Source organism: Streptomyces sp. NPDC051776, from assembly GCF_040681345.1.
In the GTDB taxonomy this organism is placed as follows: Bacteria; Actinomycetota; Actinomycetes; order Streptomycetales; family Streptomycetaceae; genus Streptomyces.
In genome coordinates this window covers 1-17,509 of sequence record NZ_JBFAYQ010000075.1, presented here as the reverse complement: position 1 = coordinate 17,509, position 17,509 = coordinate 1, and the positions used below count along the sequence as shown (strand labels likewise).

Below are 17,509 nucleotides of genomic sequence, written 5' to 3'. Positions count from 1 at the left end.
CCTTCCTGGGCGGTGTTCGTCTGGTCCACACCGAGTGTCGCGCTACCGCCCTCTGCTCGTGCGCCGCGGCCCTTGGTGAGGGTCTTGTGGTTGAGCGAGTGGTCCTTGTTCCCGCACCGGCCGGTGACCCGGCCGCCCCCCTCCACGTCAAGGTCCGAGTCGTCGTTGCGGTTGTTGCAGTTGTTGTTCTGCCGGCCTTCCTGAGCGGTGCTCTGCGTGCTCACACCGACTTCCTCGCCTGCTGCGCTACCGCCGTCTGCTCGGGCGCCGCCACTCTTGGTGAAGGTCTTGTGGTTCAGGGAGTGATCCTTGTTCCCGCAGAGGCCCTTGACCCGGCCGCCCCCAGTCTCCACATCGGAGTTGATGTCCGAGTCCTCGGTGGCGTTGTTGCAGTTGTTGTTCTGGCGGCCTTCCTGGGCGGTGTTCTGCTGGTCCGCCTCGAGTGTCGCGCTACCGCCGTCTGCTCGTGCACCGCGGCCCTTGGTGAGGGTCTTGTGGTTGAGCGAGTGGTCCTTGTTCCCACAGAGGCCCTCTACCCGGCTGCCTCCAGCCTCCAAATCGGGGTTGATCTCCGAGTCGTCGTTGGGGTTGTTGCAGTTGTTGTTCTGCCGTCCCTCCTGGGCGGTGCTCTGCTGGTCAATATCGCTGACTGTGCCGTTCCCGCCCCTGGCTCGGGCGCCGCCGCCCTTGGTGAGGGTCTTGTGGTTGAGCGAGTGGTCCTTGTTCCCACAGAGGCCCTTGACCCGGCTACCGTCCAAGAAGATGTCTGAGTCGTTGTTGGGGTTGTTGCAGTTGTTGTTCTGCCGTCCCTCCTGGGCGGTGTTCTGCTGGTTCACGTCAAGATCCGTACCGAAGCCGCCCTGGGCTCGGGCACCCCGGCCGGTGGTGAGGGTCGTGTGGTTGAAGGAGTGGTCCTTGTTCGCGCAGCGCGCTGCTACCCGACCGCCCCCACCGACCTCCTCCTCCGTGGCGGAATTGATGTCCGAGTCGCTGAGGTTGTTGCAGTTATTGTTCTGCCGGCCTACTTGGGCGGCGTTCTGCACCTCCGTGTCGTTCTCTGTCCCGGAGTCTCCGCTTTGGGCTCGGGCGCCGCCGTTCTTGACGAACGTGTACTTGTTGAAGGAGAGGTCCTGATCCGCGCAAAGGCCCTGCAGCTGGTCGCCGTCCAGGTCGATCACCGAGTTGTTGGGGTTGTTGCAGTTGTTGTTCTGTCTGCCGCGCTGGGCGGTGTTCTGGTCGAACAGGTTGGTGCCCCCCGAGCCGCTTTGGGCGATGGCGGGACCGTTGCGGATGCGGGAGAACGCATTCAAGGAGCCGTCGGCGGTGACACACCGGCCCCTGGCCCGGGCGCCTCCGGTCAGTGTCACATCCCCGTCGTTGGAGTTGCTGCAGTTGTTGTTCTGCCGGCCTTCCTGCGCAATGTTCTGCTGGAAGAGGTCCGCTCCCTCCCCGGTGGTGGATCCTCCCTCCGCCCGCGCCTTCGCCTTCCCCCCGTGGGCGGGGCGGTGGCCCTCGTCGGCCCTCTTCGCCTTCCTCCCATGGGCAGGGCTGGTGTCAGCGAAGGCTGTCCCGGACCCTGCCGCTACGCCCCATCCGCTGACTGCCAGGACCAGCATGGTGGCTGTCGCGATCTTGTGTGCCCGCACCCGGTGCCTCCCTTGCGCCTACATGTGATGACCCAATGCCGTCTCCTTTCTGAACTTTCACGGTGTTCCTTTCGTTATGGGCGCGTGGTGTTCCTCACCCCAACGGCCTCAGCCTGTGCAGCTCTGCGCCTGAGTGTGGTTGCCGGGCCCGTTAGCTGCGCTCGGCTTCTATTTTGCGAATCTGAGTGGGAGTGTCACTGGTCTGTGTGGGGTGTCACCGGTCCCGTTGTGCTCTTTTTGAGCTGGGGTGATGTGTCTGCTGGTGTCGTCGGGGTGACGTGGTTGCGGTGTCATCGTGGTGACGAGTGGCTGCCGCTGTGGTTCAGATTCCTGAGCGGTGGGGGAGTGTAGCGCTCGGGTATCCCATGCATGGCGGAATTGCAGGTATATCCCGGAATCGTGTGAACTGACTTTTTGTGTCCTGGTGTTGGCGGGGGGACCGTGCCTTTGGTGAGAAGGGGTACGGGCGTCGGTGCCAGGGGAGGGGTGCGGCATGGCCGGGGCGAAGTGGTTCGACACCGCGGGTGCGGCCGAGGCGGCTTTCGTGGTGGGGGAGCGGAGACTGGGGCGTCGGCAGGCCATGTCACGCCTGCTGGCCCTGGACGGGCGCGGGGAGTTGACCACCGCGCATGTGCGGCTGGTGGCCGCCTCGGCGGGGGTGTCGCTGCGGACGGTGTGGCGGTGGGTGGAGGACGGCCGTCAGGGGCGCCTGGAACCGACCGAGCGGCCTCGGTTCCGTATTGATGAGGTGCTGCACGCGCGGCTGGTGGCGTGGTGCGGGAACGCGGCCGCGCTGCACCGGGAGTTGGTGGCTGAGGCGGCCGTGGCTCGCGCCAAGGGAGAGGATGCGCCCGAGGTGCCGTCGTTGGCGACGCTGCACCGGGCGATCCGTCTGGATCTGAATCCGGGGCAGCGCGCGGCGTTGAAAGGCGGGGAGCGGGCCAGGCGGCGCCACGATGTGCATCTGCGGCGCCCCCGCCAATGGCGTAATGCCTGCTGGGAGGCGGATCACAAGCACGTCCCGGTCGAGGTCGACCTGGAGGGTGAGTTGGTGTTCCCGTGGGTGACGTGGTTCATCGACTGCGCCACGAACGCGGTCGCCGGAGCGGCCGTCACACCACATCAGCCCTCTCGGGACGCGATCTTGGCGGGTTTGCGGATCGCGTTGTCGCGGGACGAGCCGGACGGACCCTACGGGCCGATCGGTGGCCTGCCGTCCCTGGTGCGGATCGACCGCGGCGCCGATTTCCTCTCGCACACCGTCGCCGAGGCCCTGGGCCACTTCGCGGTGCCGGTGCAGGATCTCCCGCCGTACCGGCCGGAGCTGAAGGGGACAGTGGAAAATCTGAACAAGTGCGCCGAGAAGATGTTCTTCGCTGCGCTGCCCCGCTACACCCACGCCCCGTCCCTCCGGCTGCGCCCGGGCGCCCGAAGTCCCTTCATTCAGGAGACGGTCCCGCTGCCGTTCACCGAGTTCGTCCGCCTGCTGCTTCAGTGGACCACGTGGTGGAACACCGAGCACACCTCCCAGGCCCTTTCCGGGCGTACGCCGCTTGAGGCGTGGCGGGCCGATCCCACCCCCATCGAGGACGTGGACCGCGACTTGCTGCGCCGGTTCACGCTCGCCGACGATGGCCGCGTACGCACGCTCACCGCCAGCGGGGTGCGCTGGAAGAACCGCTACTACGTGGGGGAGTGGATGCATGGTGGGGCGGAGGTGGGCACGAAGGTCCACATCCGCTTCATCCCGCACCACGACCACGAGATCGAGGTGTTCGACGCCGCCTCCGGTAAGCACCTGGGCCCGGCACATCTCGCGGATGAGGCCACCGTTGAACAGCGCAAAGCCCACCGTCGCCGCAAGGACGCCGAGAAAGGGCGCCTTGCCCGCGCTCTGTCTGCCGCTTCCAGGCACACCCGCACCCGGTACGCGGCGGTCACCGAGGCGAGGCAGCCGAAGCGGCTGGGCACGTTGAGTGCGGCCGAGGCTGACCGGGAGCTGAGCGAGGCGCGGCTGGGCGATGCGGCCGAGTGGGCGCTGCCCGATCTGATCGCACCTGCCCTGCCGCCATCGCACTGGCGGACCCCGGCCGCGCTGCGTACCAAACAGGGCGACAGCCTCAATGCGCCCGATGAAGGGGAGGACGGATGACCGGCACCCTGCCTCCGGATGTGGGGGATCAGTACCTGTCGCTGCCGGACGCGCACATTGTTACTACCCGCGCGCTGCTGACCGCCCGGGAGAACCTCGCCGACACCATCGAGGCGCGGGCCATGATGTGCGTGTACGGGGATGCCGGGTTCGGCAAGACGCTGGCGGTCAACACGTGCCTGCGCGAGCTGGAACCCGGCGAGGAGGTACGGCGGATCACCTTCCGTGCGCGGCCCACGGCCCGTGCGGTGAGGCACGAGATCTTCGCCGCGCTCGGCCTGAAGGGCGATGCGCCGGGCGCCCCGTCGGAGTTCGACCGGCTCCTCAAGGACGCCCTGGCAACAAGGCCGCGCACGCTGGTCGTGGACGAGGCACAGTGGCTTAACTCCGAGGTGTTCGAATACTTCCGCTACCTGTGGGACGACTACGGCACTCAGCTTGCCCTGGTGTTCGTCGGCGGCCAGGGCTGCTATACCGTGCTCCGTAAGGAGCCGATGCTCGCCTCCCGGATCTTCATCTGGCAGCGCTTCAAGCCGCTGAGCCGCCAGGAAGTACTGGAGGTGATCCCGCTGTTCCATCCGGTGTGGGAGAACGCGAAACCAGACGACATCGCCTTCGCCGATGAGCATGCCGCGCGCGGCAACTTCCGTAACTGGGCCTGGCTGACCGCGCAGGTCAGGATCGGATTGAGGCGACTGAAGCGCGAGCAGGTGGACACCGAGGTGCTGCGGTGGGCCTTCAGCCGCCTGGGAGAGAGCTGATGAGCCGCGCCACCCCGGCACCTTCGCGCGCCCGATCGGCAAGAGCACCGGCCACCACACCAGCACCGGCCCCAAGGCGCGCGCCATCTGCCGTACCGCGGCACTATCTGTCGCTCCCACACGCAGTCACGGTCGAGCTGACCGTCCTTGAGCTGGTCAAGGACGGTCTTAAGAAGGCGGTGGCCGAGCAGGCGTTCATGTGCGTGTACGGGGACGCCGGTGTCGGCAAGACCTTCGCTCTCGACACCGTGCTCGCCACCGGGGTGGTTCCCGCCCGCCAAGCTCGCCTTGGCCGTCTTGTGCCGCCTCCCGCCCCCACCCCGGCCGCCCTGCGCTCCCACCTCGCCGACGCCCTGAACCTGACCGACGCACACTCCGAGAATCCGGGAGTCTTCGATACGGCCCTGCGCAAGACGCTGGCCGCCCGCGACCATCTGCTCGTGGTGGACGAGGCCCAGCGGCTGGATGCCGCGTGCTTCGAGTACCTGCGCTACCTCGTCGACGACCCGGACACCACGGTGGCAATCGTCCTGGCCGCCGGCGAGCACGGCCTGGCGGTGCTGCGCCGTCAGAAGATGCTGGCCTCCCGCACCGCCGTGTGGCTGAAGGTCCCCGCGCTCACCCCGGACGAGGTGCGCTGGGCGATCCCGCGCTTCCACCCGCTGTGGCAGCACAGCGACGACAGCGCTCTTGAGCACCTCGACACGCGCTTGTGTCACGGCAACTTCCGCCGCTGGGCCCAGGCCACCCACCACGCCCTGCGCCTGCTGCGCCGCCCCCGGGCGGACCATAGCTTCTCGGGACGCGCCGTGTTGGAGGACCTGCTGGATGCCCGCCTCCTCCCGCATACCGATGCCCGGTGACCGCCCCCGCCCCCGGCCGCCCGCGCGGACGTGCCGGTGATGCTGGTCTGCGACGTAGACGGCGCGCCCGTGCTGCGCGCCACGCTGGCCTGCTCCGCTCCGGCGGCCGACCGCATCACGGTGGACATCACCCCCAGCACCCGTCCCCTGCACCAGGCCAGGGACATGCTGCCCGCGCTGGGTGTTGCCCGGCGCTGAAAATGCCGACGAAGCAGGCGTTCACGGTGCCGACGAGGATTCAGGCGAAACGGGCGGCATCGTCGGCGAGGTGTCGCTCTCGTCGGCACGGTGTCGCACGGATGCGTAGGGCAGCCCCCGTCGTAGCGGCGGCGCTCTGTCCGGCCGCGCCGGCGTCGGTGTGCGGGCAGGCGGCAGCCGGGACCGGCGGCGACGGTTCAGCCGGTCGGGGAGGGCGCGAGCAGGCGGCCACGGGTCAGCAGCGCGATCCGCGGCCACATCTCGCGCGGCCCGTGGCCGAAGCGGCGGTGAGCGGCCACGGCGGCGGCCACCAGCGCCTCGACGGCGTGCGCGAGCGGGTCCCCGCGGTCCGTGGCGGGCAACGCGTCCGGATCGAGGGCGACGACGGCCTGGACACCAATCCACCGCAGCTGCTCGGCGGTGGATCGCGCCCGGCGCAGCCAGCCGCGCACGGTGCCCTCCGGGGCGCCGAGTTCGGCGGCGATCTTCCGGTGTCCGTGCCCACGCACCGCGCCCACCAGGGCCTGGCCCAGGAAGCACACCGTGTACGCGCGGCGGGGCAGCAGGCCGGCGTCCAGCACCACATGCGTGCGGCGGCAGCCGGTACACCGGGCCCGGTCCGGCCGGACCGCGACCAGGCCGCCACCGAGGTCACGAACCGTCCGGGGCCGGGCCTGGCCCCAGGGCTTGAGCGCAGCACCGCAGTCCGGGCACCACATGCATCCGGCGGCTCAGTGCCTCCCGGGCCGCCGCCCCGTCCGCAACCTCGATCATCGTCCATCCCGTCAGGCTCCGGCCCGGCAGCCGAGCAAGGAAAGGGGCACCCCGTGTTGCACCCTGGCGCTCAACACCCCAGCGGCGCAAGAGCACCAAGCGGCCCCCGGATCACCGGCACCGCGCCGACGAGTTGCCCCGCTGCTCCCTGGCCGTACCACGGGCTCCGGGCTCGTGGCCTGGTTCATCGGCAAGGTGCCGCCGCCTACGAACCGATCCGCACGCCGATCCCATCGGCACACTCAACGCCCCGTCCGTGCCCGCGATATCGGCATCTTGAGTGTCGTCCAACACGCTGGGCCGCGCCGACTACCAGGTCACGGGCGCGCCGATGATTACCGCCGCGCCCGCCCGGTGGGCCGCCGCCTGCAAGGCACATGCCCGCGTACTCCACCCGGACCTGCTCTTCGCCCTGGACCTGTAACCGCCGCTCGTCCGCGCCCGGAGGCCTGCGTGACCAGAGAAATCCGCTTTCCGCCCGCCCCGCCCTTCACGGTGCTCCTCGATCCCGACGATGACGCCGCCATCATGCGTGCCGCGCCGGCCGCCCACCATCTGCGCAGCGGCCGCATCACCGTCCACCCCACCCCCGGGGCACGCAGCGCGACGCTCGCTTTCGACATCCTCGCGGCCCTCGGCAAACCCCCTGTGCTTCCTGGGAGCTGGGCGGGTGCGGGCCCGCCCGCCTGGAATATCGCCGGCGCATGGATCCTCACCCTGCCGGTCACCCGCCTGCTCCTGCTGCGCGCCCACCTACTGGATGCCGAGGGTTGGCAGGACCTGCTCACCCTGCGCCGCCGCACCGGCCTGCACCTGGTGGCCGTCTGCCACCAGTCAGCCATGCCAGCCGTGATGCGGGCCGCTCTGCGCGAGGTGGAGCACACCTGCATCCCCGTCCACGACCCCCGCGCCGCCGAGGTGCTCACCCCGGCGCCCCCTACCCCGCCCCCGAACGTCCGTATCGACGAAGGCCGCTGGATCACGCTGCCCTCCCTGGCCTACCTGGACTACTTCCCGCAGGCCGATTTCCCCTCCTGCCGCTGTACCCCCCGCCACACCGGCCACCGCACCGGACGACACCGCCTCGCCCTCCCCGAGCCATCCGCCTACGCGCTGGCTCAGATCACCCATCGCCTGGCCACCCGCACCGCCCACCCCCAGCTCACCGCGGCCCTGGCCACCGCCGTCTTCACCGCCGCCCCCGCCGATCAGCTCGCCTCCGTCCACGTCGGCCACCTCAGCGCCGACGCCGCCACCCTGGCCCTCCACGACCCCCAGGGCGCCCGCCCGACCCCCATCGGATACGGCTGCACCACCTACCCCGTCCCGCCCTGGGCCAGGCCCTTCCTTAAGGCCGCGGCCAACGTGCTGCTCCTGTCCCCGCCCGGCGCCGGCGAGGCGCGCCTGCTGGCCGGTCTGCCACGCACCCGGCTGTCCTTGACCGAGTTCGCGGAGCACTGCCGGATGCGCCCGCCCCAGCCGGCCAAGCCCCGCCCGCGCCGGAGGTCGAAGCGTCGCGCTGCATCTCCTCCTCGGGTGCGGTGGTTCGACGGCCTTGTCCCGGACGCCTACGAATACGCCGCGTATGAGCGGTGGCTGAACCCAGAAAGACAGTGATGCGGGCGCCCACACAGAGACCGGGCAAGAGCGCCGGCGCGGCCGCTCCTGCCAGGATGCCGGACACCCCCCGGCTACCCGACCGGGCGCCCGCCGCTGTGCCTGCCGGTCCCCGCCCGGCTATACCAGCTATACCGTGTTCGGCGCCTGGGCCCATTGCAGACCGAGGCCGGCCAGCCGCTGAAGCTGTTCCGCGCTCAGCTTCGCCCGCCTGGTCTTGGTGTTCGACAGGAACACTCCGTGTGAGGTTCGGCTGTGATGTCACTGGGGTGTTCGGCTTTGTACGTCACTGACGGGTAGGTGTATTGGCGCTGCCCAAGGGCAGTTGGATCGGTCGATCATGGTGACAGTTCCCCGGGCATTGCAGTGACGTGAAGCCGTATCGGTCAGTGTCATATTCGCCGTATCTCCTTGGCCTTCCTGGTCTTCACGGAGTCGTCTGGGCGTGCGGAGTGTGTCCGGCGGTTCTTGGCGCGCGACGCCGGCGTCGGCACCGGAGCCTGGCTGGTCGAGATTCCCGCGGCAGTCCCGAGGGTCACTAGCACGTGCGTCTGTCCAACTTGCGGGAAACGGTCTGCTGTCAACCGTCCGGGTGAGTGGCTGGGTTGGAGGCGAACGCGCGGTCCGTAGCCTCGCATCAGACGCATCCGTCACACACGCATGCGTCTGCCTGAACTGACCTGTGCGCAATCGTCGTTCGTTGTTGGAGGCTGTACGTGATCGCCGTGCCGTTGTCCACTCGCCCGCTTCGCGGGTGCCAGCACCGGTGACAAGGCTGGACGGCGCCCCGGAGCCTGCGGAGGCGGGGTTGGGCCGGCACCGGGACGAGTTGCGGCCTCCCGCGGTGCGGCAGCTGCTCGGGCTGCGTGAGGCGGGGGAGTTGAAGACGGCTCACGTGCGGCTGGTCGCCGAGTCGGTGGGTGTGAGCGTGCGGCAGGTGTGGCGCTGGCTGGCGCAGGCGGAGGAGACCGGAAACCCGGAGAAGCCGGAGCGCAGGCGTTTTCGGATCACCGACGAGATCGTCGAAGTCCTTGCCGACCACCAGGGCAACGTCAAACGCGCCCATGAGCATCTGGTGCGCGTCGCGAAGAAGGCGGGGGAGAAGCCGGTGGGGCTGACCACGCTGCACGATGCCATCGCTCGCGACCTCGATCCCGGTTTCATGGCGGGTCTGCGGGAGGGCATTCCGGCCGCCCGTGGTTTCGATCCCGCGTTCCGGCGGCCGGCGGTGGCCCGGAACCAGGTGTGGGAGGGCGATCACAAGCAGGCCCCGACCGTCGTGATGATGCCCGACAAGAAGCTGTCGAAGGCGTGGGTGACCTGGTTCGAGGACCGCGGTACCAGCAACGTGATGGGTTGGGCGGTCACCGCCGGTTCCGCGCACCGCGGCTCAGTGCTGGCGGCCGTGCGGGCTTCGGTGCTGAGAGAGGATCCTTACGGGCCGGCCGGGGGGGCTGCCGGAGCTTGTACGGGTCGACGGCGGCGCCGACTTCCTGTCCAAGACGGTGCTGCGGGCCTTCGGGCTGCTCGGTGTTCCTGTGCACCGGGTACGCAGCGCCCGTCACAAAGGCGGTATCGAGCGGCTGAACCGCACCAGCATGACCCGTTTCTTCGCCGACCTGCCCCGCTACACCAAGGCGCCCCTGCTTGATCACCGCCGACGCCTCGGCGAGACGGACCCGCCGTTGACCTTCGAGGCGTTCGTCGGCCTGCTGCGCGAGTGGGTGCACGAGCACAACACCAAGCACGTTGTGAAGCGCACCGGGGTGACGCCGCTTGAAGCGTGGCTGGCCGACCCCACCGAGATCCGGCCCGAGCCCACCCCGGCCGAGCTGCGTGCGTTCATGCTGGAGAGCGATCACCGGCCCCGGAAGATCACCAGTCACGGGGTGGAGTTCGCGGGCCGCTGCTACATGCCGGAGAACGGTGCCGGCCGGATCGGGGTTGAGGTGCGGGTGCGGTGGATGCCGCACCACAGCCATGAGATCGACCTGTACCCACAAAGCCAAAGGCCGGGAATGGTCAGCGGTGAGGATCGGGGACGACTTCCTCCCGCCCAAGGACAGCGACCAACTCGATGAGACCGGTCAGCCGGTGCCGGGACCGATCGACGACGCCGAAGCCCGCCTCGCCTACGTCGCCGTCACCCGCGCCCGCCACCGACTCGACCTCGGCGGCCTCTCCTGGATCCACGACCACCCCAATGCGAGTCCTCACCCTAGGTGAGGGGAAACCGAACCACGGCCAAGTACACAGGAGTAGCGACGACCTGATCGGAGGCGGCGCCCGGCGACCACTTCGGGATGTTGGCCTGCTCGAACTGGCCAAGAGGACTCTGGCGCCTGGTGGTTGGCGAGGCGTTAGATTGTTCGACGCTTGTGTGATCATGCATGCGCTGAGTGTTGACGGTCTGGTTGGCGGGGGTTGTTCGGGGTGGGGAATCGGCCGACGGATTGGCATGTCCTGGATCTGGAGGGGGATCCGGTTCCGGGTGATCCGGAGCGGGTGAAGTCTCTGGCGCGGCGTCTTCATGATTTCGCTGATGATGTCGGGGATGCGTTGCGGCAGATCAAGGGCATGGCTGGGGATGATGCGCTGCTGAAGTGGGCGGGGAAGTCCGCTGATGCGTTCACCGCGGAGTTCGAGGATGTTCCGAAGAATCTGCGGAAGCTGAAGAAGTCCTACGACTTGGCCGGCGACGCGCTGGCTGCGTACTGGCCGGACTTGGACAAGGCGCAGGACGACTCTCGCCGCGCGTTGGAGAAGGGCCGTGAGGCGCGCCGGAATCTTTCCTCGGCCAATACGCGGCTGGAGACGGCGAACGGGTGGGTGGACCGGGCGTCGAAGAAGGCCAAGGAGTACGAGGACTCGGGCAAGAAGAAGGACGTTCCGCCTCCGGATGAGAAGGATGTCCGCGCCGCGACCCGTAACGCCACGAACGCGAAGGATGAGCAGCGCGACGCGCAGACGGCCGTCGACAACGCGCAGAACGCGCTGGATGCGGCGAAGAAGATGGCCGCGGATGCCAAGAAGCTGCGTGAGGACGCGGCGACGAAGGCGAAGAAGAAGCTGGAAGAGGCTTCCGACGCGGGTATCGAGAACCGGAGTTGGTGGGAGGACGCGGTCGACTGGGTCTCGGACAACTGGGACACCATCGTCGCCGTCTGCAAAGTTGTCGTCGCGATCGTCGGCATCATCGCGATGATCATCGGCGGCCCCATCCTGGCCGCCATCGTCATCGTCGCCGCCCTTGTCGTCCTCGCCGACACGATCAACAAATACATGAAAGGCCAGGCCAGCCTCTGGGACGTTGCCTTCGCCGCCCTGGACTGCATCCCCGGCATGAAGGGCCTGACCACCCTCGGCGGCCTCGCCAAGGGCATGAAAGCCCTCGGCAAGGGCGGCTTGCGTGCCATGCGTCAGGGCCTGAAGGGGCTGGCCAAGGGAGCACGACGTCAAGCCGACGACGCCGGCTCCCGTGCCCACTCACGCGCGGACGAGGCAGTGGAATCCGGCTGCTCCGACCCCGTGGACATGGCCACCGGCAAGATGTATCTCTCCCAGACCGACCTTGTCCTACCCGGCAGCCTCCCCCTCGCCTTCACCCGCCGAGTCGAATCCGGCTACCGGGCCGGCCGCTGGATGGGACCGTCATGGTCCAACACCTGCGACCAGCGCCTGGAGATCGACGAGAGAGGCGTCGTCTTCGTCACCGAGGCCGGCCTGCTGCTCACCTATCCGCACCCGGTCGGACCCGGTGCTCCCGTTCTGCCTGACGACGGGCCGCGTTGGCCGCTGGAACGCACGGAGGCGGGCGGCTACACCATCACCGACCCCTCAACAGGCCACGTTCTGCACTTCCTTCGCCCCGAGCAGGGCGAAGCTGCGCTCCACCACATCAAGGACCGCAATGGGCGCACCATCACCTTCCTCTACGACGACCTCGGCGCTCCGACCGGGATCGTCCACAGCGGCGGCTATCACATCAAGATCACCACAGAGGAATGGCGCATCACCGCGCTCCACCTCACCGGAGCAGCTGACAACGGCACGGATGTAGAGCTGATCCGCTACGGCTACACCGACGGCGATCTCACACACATCACCAACTCATCCGGCACTCCGCTGGTCCTGGCCTACGACGACCGGCTCAGAATCACCTCGTGGACCGACACCAACGGCCGCCGGTACGACTACACCTACGACGATCAAGACCGCTGCATATCCGAGGGCGGATCCGAAGGACATCTGGCTTTCACCTTCGACTACGACACCGTCGACCCCGCAACAGGCCACCGGATAACCACGGCCACCGACTCCCTCGGCCACACCACCCGCCCTCATCAACGACGCCCTCCAAGTCGTTGCAGAAGTCGACCCCCTGGGTCACACCACCCACACTCGGTGGGACCGCCACGACCGAATCCTGGCCATCACCGACCCCCTGGACCGCACCACAGAATTCGACTACGACGAAGCCGGCCGACTCACCCGCGTCCTCCGCGCCGACGGCAGCCAGTCCCACACCCGGCACAACTCTCTGGGCCTGGTCGAGGAGGCCATCGAGCGGACGGCGCGACCTGGCGTCACACCTATGACGATCACGGCAATCCGACCACGGTCACCAATCCCGCCGGAGATACCACCCACTACACCCACGACGAGTACGGCCACATCACGTCCGTCACCGACAGTCTGGGCAACACCACCCGCATCCGGTGCAACACCGCGGGACTCCCGGTCACCGTCACCGACCCGCTGGGCGCCGCAACCCGCTACCGCTACGACGCGTTCGGGCGCCTCACAGCCGTCACCAATCCCCTGGGCGAGACCAGCCGCCTGCACTGGACCGTCGAAGGACGCCTCGCCGCACGCCTCGACCCGGGCGGAACCGGAGAATCGTGGACCTACGACGGTGAAGGAAACTGCACCACCCACACCGACCCACTAGGCCACACCACCCACTTCGAGTACACCCACTTCGACCTGCTCAGCGCCCGAACCGGGCCTGACGGCACCCGGCATGAGTTCAGCCACGACACCGCGCTCAGGCTCATCCAGGTCGCCGACCCTCACGGCCGCACCTGGGACTACACCCACGACCCCCTCGGACGACTGCTCGCCGAAACCGATTTCGACGACGCCACCGTCACTTACACCTACGACGCAGCCGGCCAGATCCTGACCCGGACCAACGCCGCCGGACAGAGCACCCGCTACGTCCACAGCCCCGTCGGCAACCTCACCGAAAAGACCGTCGACGGCCGCCCCACCACCTACACCTACGACCCCGCCGGCCGCCTGCTACGCGCCCGTGGACCCGGCGCCACCCTCGCCTACACCTACGACTCGCTCGGCCGCGTCACCGCCGAAACGGTCAACGGACGAACCCTGACCACGTCCTGCAACGCCATCGGCCAGCGCACCCACCGCACCACACCCGCAGGCGTCACCACGACCTATACCTACGACACCGCCGGAAAACGCACCGGCCTCACCATCTCCGGCCGCACCATCACCCACCAGCGCGACCCCCTGGGACGTGAGACCACCCGCCACATCGGCAACGCCCTCTCCCTCACCCAAACCTGGGACCAGACAGGGCACCTGACCCAGCAAGCACTCACCCCGGCCCACGCCCACCGCCCCTCCAGCGCCGCCAGTACACCTACCGAGCCGACGGCCTCCTCACCGCAATCGACGACCAGCTCACAGGACGCCGCACCTTCGACCTCGACATCACCGGCCGCGTCACCTCCGTCAACGCCCCGAACCGGCCGGAGACCTGCACCTACGACGCGACCGGCAACCAGACCCACGCCGATTGGCCCGGCCACCCCCAAAGCACAGAGGCCCGCGGCAGCCGCGACTACCACGGCACCCGCATCACCCGAGCCGGAGACATCCGCTACGAGCACGACCCCCAGGGCCGCATCACCCTCCGCCAAAAACGCCGCCTGTCCCGCAAGCCGGACACCTGGCGATACACCTGGGACGCCGAGGACCGCCTCACCACCGTCACCACACCCGACGGCACCCTCTGGCGCTACATCTACGACCCCCTAGGACGCCGCACCACCAAGCAACGCCTCGCCGACGACCAGCAAACCGTCCTCGAAGAAACTCACTTCACCTGGGACGGAACCACCCTCACCGAACAGACCACGCACACTCTCGGCAGCACCGAAGCCCTCACCCTCACCTGGGACCACGACGGCCTCACCCCCCTGACCCAGACCGAGCGCAAAACCCGATCCGACGCAGATCAGGAAGCATTCGACGAACGCTTCTTCGCGATCATCACCGACCTCATCGGCACACCGACCGAGCTCGTCGACGAATCCGGACACATCGCCTGGCGCACCCGCACCACCCTGTGGGGGATCACCACCTGGAACGCCGACGCCACCGCATACACACCCCTGCGCTATCCGGGCCAGTACTTCGACGCCGAAACAGCACTCCACTACAACCACTTCCGCACCTACGACCCCGACACCGCCCGCTACCTCACCACCGACCCGCTCGGCCTCGGCCCTGCACCCAATCCCTCCACTTACGTCTTCAACCCCTACGCCTGGATCGACCCCCTGGGCCTGGCCGCGTGCGAACCGGCCGACGTCACCTGGGGCGACAGAGTCCAGTACGGCGACCCCGGACCGGGCGGACGCGCCACCGGAGTCCACGCAACTCTCCGTCCCGACATGATGGGCGGGAGAACAAGGCCGCAGTACGACCCACCCGGCTGGCAGAGCGGCCAGGGCTACAACCGGGCTCATCTGCTGGGCGCACAACTCGGCGGATCGAACCGTGACCCCAGAAACTTCGTCACCATGCACCAATACGCAAACACGCCCGTCATGCGCGACATGGAGAACCAGGTCCGCGCCGCCGTGGACCGTGGAGAGACCATCCAGTACAGCGTGACCCCCCTCTACGATGGAAACAGCGTCATCCCGCGCGGTGTGACCATCGAAGCCCACGGATCCAACGGCTTCCAGTTCACCCCACGAGGATCGAGCGCCCCGACCAACAGCGTGACCATCCTGAACGTCCCCAGAAGGTGACCGGCCGCCTGCCCGCAAGCTGAACACGAGAGAGAAGAACTGCTTCCCCGATGACGCCTTCGCTCACCCGCCTGACGCAACTTGTACCGCCCGCCGTCACACCCGAGCCCAAAGGCTGGAGCCTCGTCGAGAACGAGCTCGGAACAGCCCTGCCTCAGGACTACAAGGAACTCATCGACACCTACGGCGGAGGACTCTTCGACGGCGTGCTCTGGCTCCTGGAGCCCGGATGCGCCAACAAGCACTACGACATCCTCACCGAAGCCGAAGAGCGGACCGAGGCCTTCGAACTCCTCTGGAGCCACGGAGAAGCCAAGCCCCCAGAGCTGGAGCGAGAAGGAACCAGGCTCATCCCGTGGGCGAGCACCGAGAACGGCGAATTCCTCTACTGGCTCGCCCGCCCCGGCGAAGAACCGGATGACTGGACTGTGATGGCCAACGAGGGGCGTGGCCCCGAGTGGGAACACCACAACATGACATGCGTCAGCTTCCTGCTTTCGGCACTGACTGGCGAGGTGACCTCAGAGATCATCTGGGAGCTCCCGGCAGCCGACCACAGCTTCCGCCCCAGCGCTGAGTTCGTGTGACCCCTGAACCGCGACCCTGACTCACTTGAGCACTGACAGGTCGTCCTCGGGTTCGGGTGGGCGCGCGTCGGCGAGTTCGAAACGTATTGCTCGGCGTCGGGGCTGCTTCGCCATGCACGTCGGAGGGGCGCCGTTGAGGGAGTCTTCGGTGAGTTGGCCGGGCGCCAATGGTGACGACGCTGACCTTGCCGAGGGTCTGGTCGCGACGCCGGACCGCCTGACTGCTGTCGGGCTAGCCCGATCCTCCGTACCTGATGCGCATCGAGTCCAGAGCACAGCACCTCCCCGTCGGCAACCGGGGCAACACGCCTGCATGAGAAATGCTTTGAAGGGTTCGAACGGCGGTTCATAGGGTGATCATGCGCATTGGATCTCCCATGCGCAGGTTCTCGAAGGGGGATTTTCGAATGGACCGTGCAAAGTTAGTCGGCCTGGGTCTCGCGGTTACGGCCACGGTTGGGGTTCTCGGGGGGACGGGGACGGCGACCGCTTCGACCGACGGTCAGGAACGGCTCCAGGCCGATCCGACGTACAAGATCCTCAAGCATTTGGACTACCGCGGTCCGGGACAGGCCTCGCTGCGGCTGGGCTACTACAGCTCCGGCGCGGACAAGGGCTTCGGGTGGACCAAGGTCGTACGGAAGCACAACATCACGAAGTACGCGGCCGTGGAGTACATCGCGAAGTCCCCGAAGCGGGACCACGTCGGAGGCCAGTCGTACCGGGAGACCGGCTACGCGGGGAAGTACAAGTGCCGCAACGGCGTGTGCCACCTGGTCAAGCAGTACAAGGTGCTCCTGACGGTCAACCAGAAGAAGCTCCGTGACGGCCAGGACAAGGGCGTGATCACGCAGTACTGCGTAGGGATCGTCCGGTGCCCGAACTGGGTGACCAAGTCGCTGTCGAAGGCCAACCGCAGGGCCGTTGCGACGGAGGGCAACGAGAAATATGTCGGCGCCTACGAGCCCCACGTCCGCACGCAGCGGGCCACACAGGTGAAGGCCGGCGTCAACGAGAAGCTGGCGGCCAGCTATGAGCCGCTCAGGCGGGAGACTGCCGCCCGCTGACGGCGCACCACCGTTACGTTGACAACAGCCATCCGGCGGATCATGCTGCCCCCGGGCACTCAGGCCCTGACCAGGTCTGGGCCCCCGGGGGCGGCTCCCTCTCCCGAAAAAGGCAGGACACTCGCGTGGCTTCACCCGACAGCACTTTCCTCACCCGCGCATCGGAGTCCGTCTTCGACCTCGGCCTGGACGGATTCCGTCTCGGCGCCCTCACCCTCCAGGGCCGCCGCCTGGCCGTGATCGACACCGGTGCCGCGGGCGACCCACCCTGTTATGCCGATGGCCCCCCGCCCGTCCCTGGACGGGAAGGACGGCGCGAGCACGATTGGCAACCCGCCGCCGATGCACCGGCCTGGATGCAGATGGCCTGGCTCCTGGAAGACCTGGCCACCTGGGTGCACCCGTTGGCCGAGGAACACATCACCCTGACGGGGATCGAAGCCCCCGAGTCCCAGTGGTGTGATGTCCTGCTCCGTGACGGCGACACCGCCTACCGCGTCCGCATCCTGCTCACCGGCCGGGACGAACCGCTGGACTTCCCCGGCATGTACCTGCGCGACATGTTCACGGAAGGTCGCCACCGCGACCACCTGATGGCCGAGGAACCAGGCGACCTCCCCGTGGTAGACCTACGCTCCGTCCTCTGAGCAGGCAGGGGCCACGTAGCCAACAGTGCTGGCTCCTAGGGAGCGTATTTGGTCGTGATCAAGGGGTGGCTCGCGTGAGGTCCTTGATCCAGATCATCGAGGCGCGGAGGTGTAGGCCGGCAAGGTAGCT

14 protein-coding genes and 6 pseudogenes are annotated in these 17,509 nt (G+C 68.0%); 17 read left to right on the top strand and 3 right to left on the bottom strand.

Going from position 1 to position 17,509, the window contains the following annotated elements; genetic code table 11:
- Positions 1 to 1,646 (bottom strand): annotated as a pseudogene (locus AB0M26_RS29835) (hypothetical protein); the annotation flags it as partial.
- A 493-nt stretch (positions 1,647 to 2,139) separates the two neighbouring features.
- Between AB0M26_RS29835 and AB0M26_RS29830 the strand changes: the two are divergent.
- Genes AB0M26_RS29830 through AB0M26_RS29815 form a run of 4 tightly spaced genes read left to right on the top strand, consistent with a single transcriptional unit; the run spans position 2,140 to position 5,620 of the window.
- The gene (locus tag AB0M26_RS29830) at positions 2,140 to 3,798 is read left to right on the top strand and encodes a Mu transposase C-terminal domain-containing protein (protein WP_365265846.1); all 1,659 of its coding nucleotides are present in this window, start codon (positions 2,140 to 2,142) and stop codon (positions 3,796 to 3,798) included.
- A complete protein-coding gene (locus AB0M26_RS29825; protein WP_365265844.1) occupies positions 3,795 to 4,559 on the top strand; it encodes an ATP-binding protein in 765 nt (254 codons plus the stop codon). The genes AB0M26_RS29830 and AB0M26_RS29825 overlap by 4 nt, the downstream gene beginning before the upstream one ends.
- Entirely contained in the window at positions 4,559 to 5,422 is an 864-nt protein-coding gene (locus AB0M26_RS29820) for an ATP-binding protein (protein ID WP_365265842.1), read from the top strand. The genes AB0M26_RS29825 and AB0M26_RS29820 overlap by 1 nt, the downstream gene beginning before the upstream one ends.
- Positions 5,423 to 5,461: 39 nt before the next feature.
- Entirely contained in the window at positions 5,462 to 5,620 is a 159-nt protein-coding gene (locus tag AB0M26_RS29815) for a hypothetical protein (RefSeq protein WP_365265840.1), read from the top strand.
- A gap of 197 nt (positions 5,621 to 5,817) precedes the next feature.
- On the opposite strand, the gene AB0M26_RS29810 is transcribed toward AB0M26_RS29815, so the two are convergent.
- Positions 5,818 to 6,339, bottom strand: a complete 522-nt coding sequence (locus AB0M26_RS29810) for a DUF6431 domain-containing protein (RefSeq protein ID WP_365265838.1) — start codon at positions 6,337 to 6,339, stop codon at positions 5,818 to 5,820.
- 335 nt (positions 6,340 to 6,674) lie between these two features.
- On the opposite strand from AB0M26_RS29810, the gene AB0M26_RS29805 reads away from it, so the two are divergent.
- The 9 genes and pseudogenes from AB0M26_RS29805 to AB0M26_RS29765 all read left to right on the top strand — a co-directional run.
- Positions 6,675 to 6,818, top strand: a complete 144-nt coding sequence (locus tag AB0M26_RS29805) for a hypothetical protein (protein ID WP_365265836.1) — start codon at positions 6,675 to 6,677, stop codon at positions 6,816 to 6,818.
- A 29-nt stretch (positions 6,819 to 6,847) separates the two neighbouring features.
- Positions 6,848 to 8,011: a hypothetical protein gene (locus tag AB0M26_RS29800; RefSeq protein WP_365265834.1), complete on the top strand. Its 1,164-nt coding sequence runs from the start codon at positions 6,848 to 6,850 to the stop codon at positions 8,009 to 8,011.
- An 844-nt stretch (positions 8,012 to 8,855) separates the two neighbouring features.
- The gene (locus AB0M26_RS29795; protein ID WP_365265832.1) at positions 8,856 to 9,662 is read left to right on the top strand and encodes a hypothetical protein; all 807 of its coding nucleotides are present in this window, start codon (positions 8,856 to 8,858) and stop codon (positions 9,660 to 9,662) included.
- Positions 9,610 to 10,092 (top strand): Mu transposase C-terminal domain-containing protein, encoded by a 483-nt coding sequence (locus AB0M26_RS29790; protein WP_365265830.1) that lies wholly within the window; start codon positions 9,610 to 9,612, stop codon positions 10,090 to 10,092. The genes AB0M26_RS29795 and AB0M26_RS29790 overlap by 53 nt, the downstream gene beginning before the upstream one ends.
- A pseudogene (locus AB0M26_RS29785) lies at positions 10,010 to 10,237 on the top strand (DNA helicase); the annotation flags it as partial. The gene AB0M26_RS29790 and the pseudogene AB0M26_RS29785, both read left to right, overlap by 83 nt.
- Before the next feature lie 207 nt (positions 10,238 to 10,444).
- A pseudogene (locus AB0M26_RS29780) lies at positions 10,445 to 12,232 on the top strand (DUF6531 domain-containing protein); the annotation flags it as partial.
- A gap of 121 nt (positions 12,233 to 12,353) precedes the next feature.
- Positions 12,354 to 12,497 (top strand): annotated as a pseudogene (locus tag AB0M26_RS29775) (RHS repeat domain-containing protein); the annotation flags it as partial.
- Positions 12,473 to 13,522, top strand: a pseudogene (locus AB0M26_RS29770) (type IV secretion protein Rhs); the annotation flags it as partial. The pseudogenes AB0M26_RS29775 and AB0M26_RS29770, both read left to right, overlap by 25 nt.
- 77 nt (positions 13,523 to 13,599) lie before the next feature.
- A pseudogene (locus tag AB0M26_RS29765) lies at positions 13,600 to 14,061 on the top strand (hypothetical protein); the annotation flags it as partial.
- A gap of 12 nt (positions 14,062 to 14,073) precedes the next feature.
- On the opposite strand, the gene AB0M26_RS29760 reads toward AB0M26_RS29765, so the two are convergent.
- Complete coding sequence (locus tag AB0M26_RS29760) at positions 14,074 to 14,361, bottom strand: hypothetical protein (protein ID WP_365265828.1); 288 nt, start codon at positions 14,359 to 14,361, stop codon at positions 14,074 to 14,076.
- On the opposite strand from AB0M26_RS29760, the gene AB0M26_RS29755 reads away from it, so the two are divergent.
- The 4 genes from AB0M26_RS29755 to AB0M26_RS29740 all read left to right on the top strand — a co-directional run bounded on the left by AB0M26_RS29755 (position 14,308) and on the right by AB0M26_RS29740 (position 17,379).
- A complete protein-coding gene (locus AB0M26_RS29755; RefSeq protein ID WP_365265848.1) occupies positions 14,308 to 15,078 on the top strand; it encodes a DNA/RNA non-specific endonuclease in 771 nt (256 codons plus the stop codon). The two genes, AB0M26_RS29760 and AB0M26_RS29755, sit on opposite strands and share 54 nt — an antisense overlap.
- A 50-nt stretch (positions 15,079 to 15,128) precedes the next feature.
- Complete coding sequence (locus AB0M26_RS29750) at positions 15,129 to 15,665, top strand: SMI1/KNR4 family protein (protein ID WP_365265826.1); 537 nt, start codon at positions 15,129 to 15,131, stop codon at positions 15,663 to 15,665.
- A 407-nt stretch (positions 15,666 to 16,072) separates the two neighbouring features.
- Positions 16,073 to 16,732: a hypothetical protein gene (locus AB0M26_RS29745; protein ID WP_365265824.1), complete on the top strand. Its 660-nt coding sequence runs from the start codon at positions 16,073 to 16,075 to the stop codon at positions 16,730 to 16,732.
- A gap of 125 nt (positions 16,733 to 16,857) precedes the next feature.
- Entirely contained in the window at positions 16,858 to 17,379 is a 522-nt protein-coding gene (locus AB0M26_RS29740; RefSeq protein WP_365265822.1) for a hypothetical protein, read from the top strand.
- The last annotated feature ends 130 nt before the right edge of the window (positions 17,380 to 17,509 follow it).

What these genes read in the sequence shown, in the direction of transcription:
- AB0M26_RS29810 (WP_365265838.1), bottom strand. Translation starts at nt 6,339, where the DNA reads ATGTGGTGCCCGGACTGCGGTGCTGCGCTCAAGCCCTGGGGCCAGGCC.
- AB0M26_RS29820 (WP_365265842.1), top strand. Translation starts at nt 4,559, where the DNA reads ATGAGCCGCGCCACCCCGGCACCTTCGCGCGCCCGATCGGCAAGAGCA.
- AB0M26_RS29825 (WP_365265844.1), top strand. Translation starts at nt 3,795, where the DNA reads ATGACCGGCACCCTGCCTCCGGATGTGGGGGATCAGTACCTGTCGCTG.
- AB0M26_RS29745 (WP_365265824.1), top strand. Translation starts at nt 16,073, where the DNA reads ATGGACCGTGCAAAGTTAGTCGGCCTGGGTCTCGCGGTTACGGCCACG.
- AB0M26_RS29830 (WP_365265846.1), top strand. Translation starts at nt 2,140, where the DNA reads ATGGCCGGGGCGAAGTGGTTCGACACCGCGGGTGCGGCCGAGGCGGCT.
- AB0M26_RS29750 (WP_365265826.1), top strand. Translation starts at nt 15,129, where the DNA reads ATGACGCCTTCGCTCACCCGCCTGACGCAACTTGTACCGCCCGCCGTC.
- AB0M26_RS29790 (WP_365265830.1), top strand. Translation starts at nt 9,610, where the DNA reads ATGACCCGTTTCTTCGCCGACCTGCCCCGCTACACCAAGGCGCCCCTG.
- AB0M26_RS29815 (WP_365265840.1), top strand. Translation starts at nt 5,462, where the DNA reads ATGCTGGTCTGCGACGTAGACGGCGCGCCCGTGCTGCGCGCCACGCTG.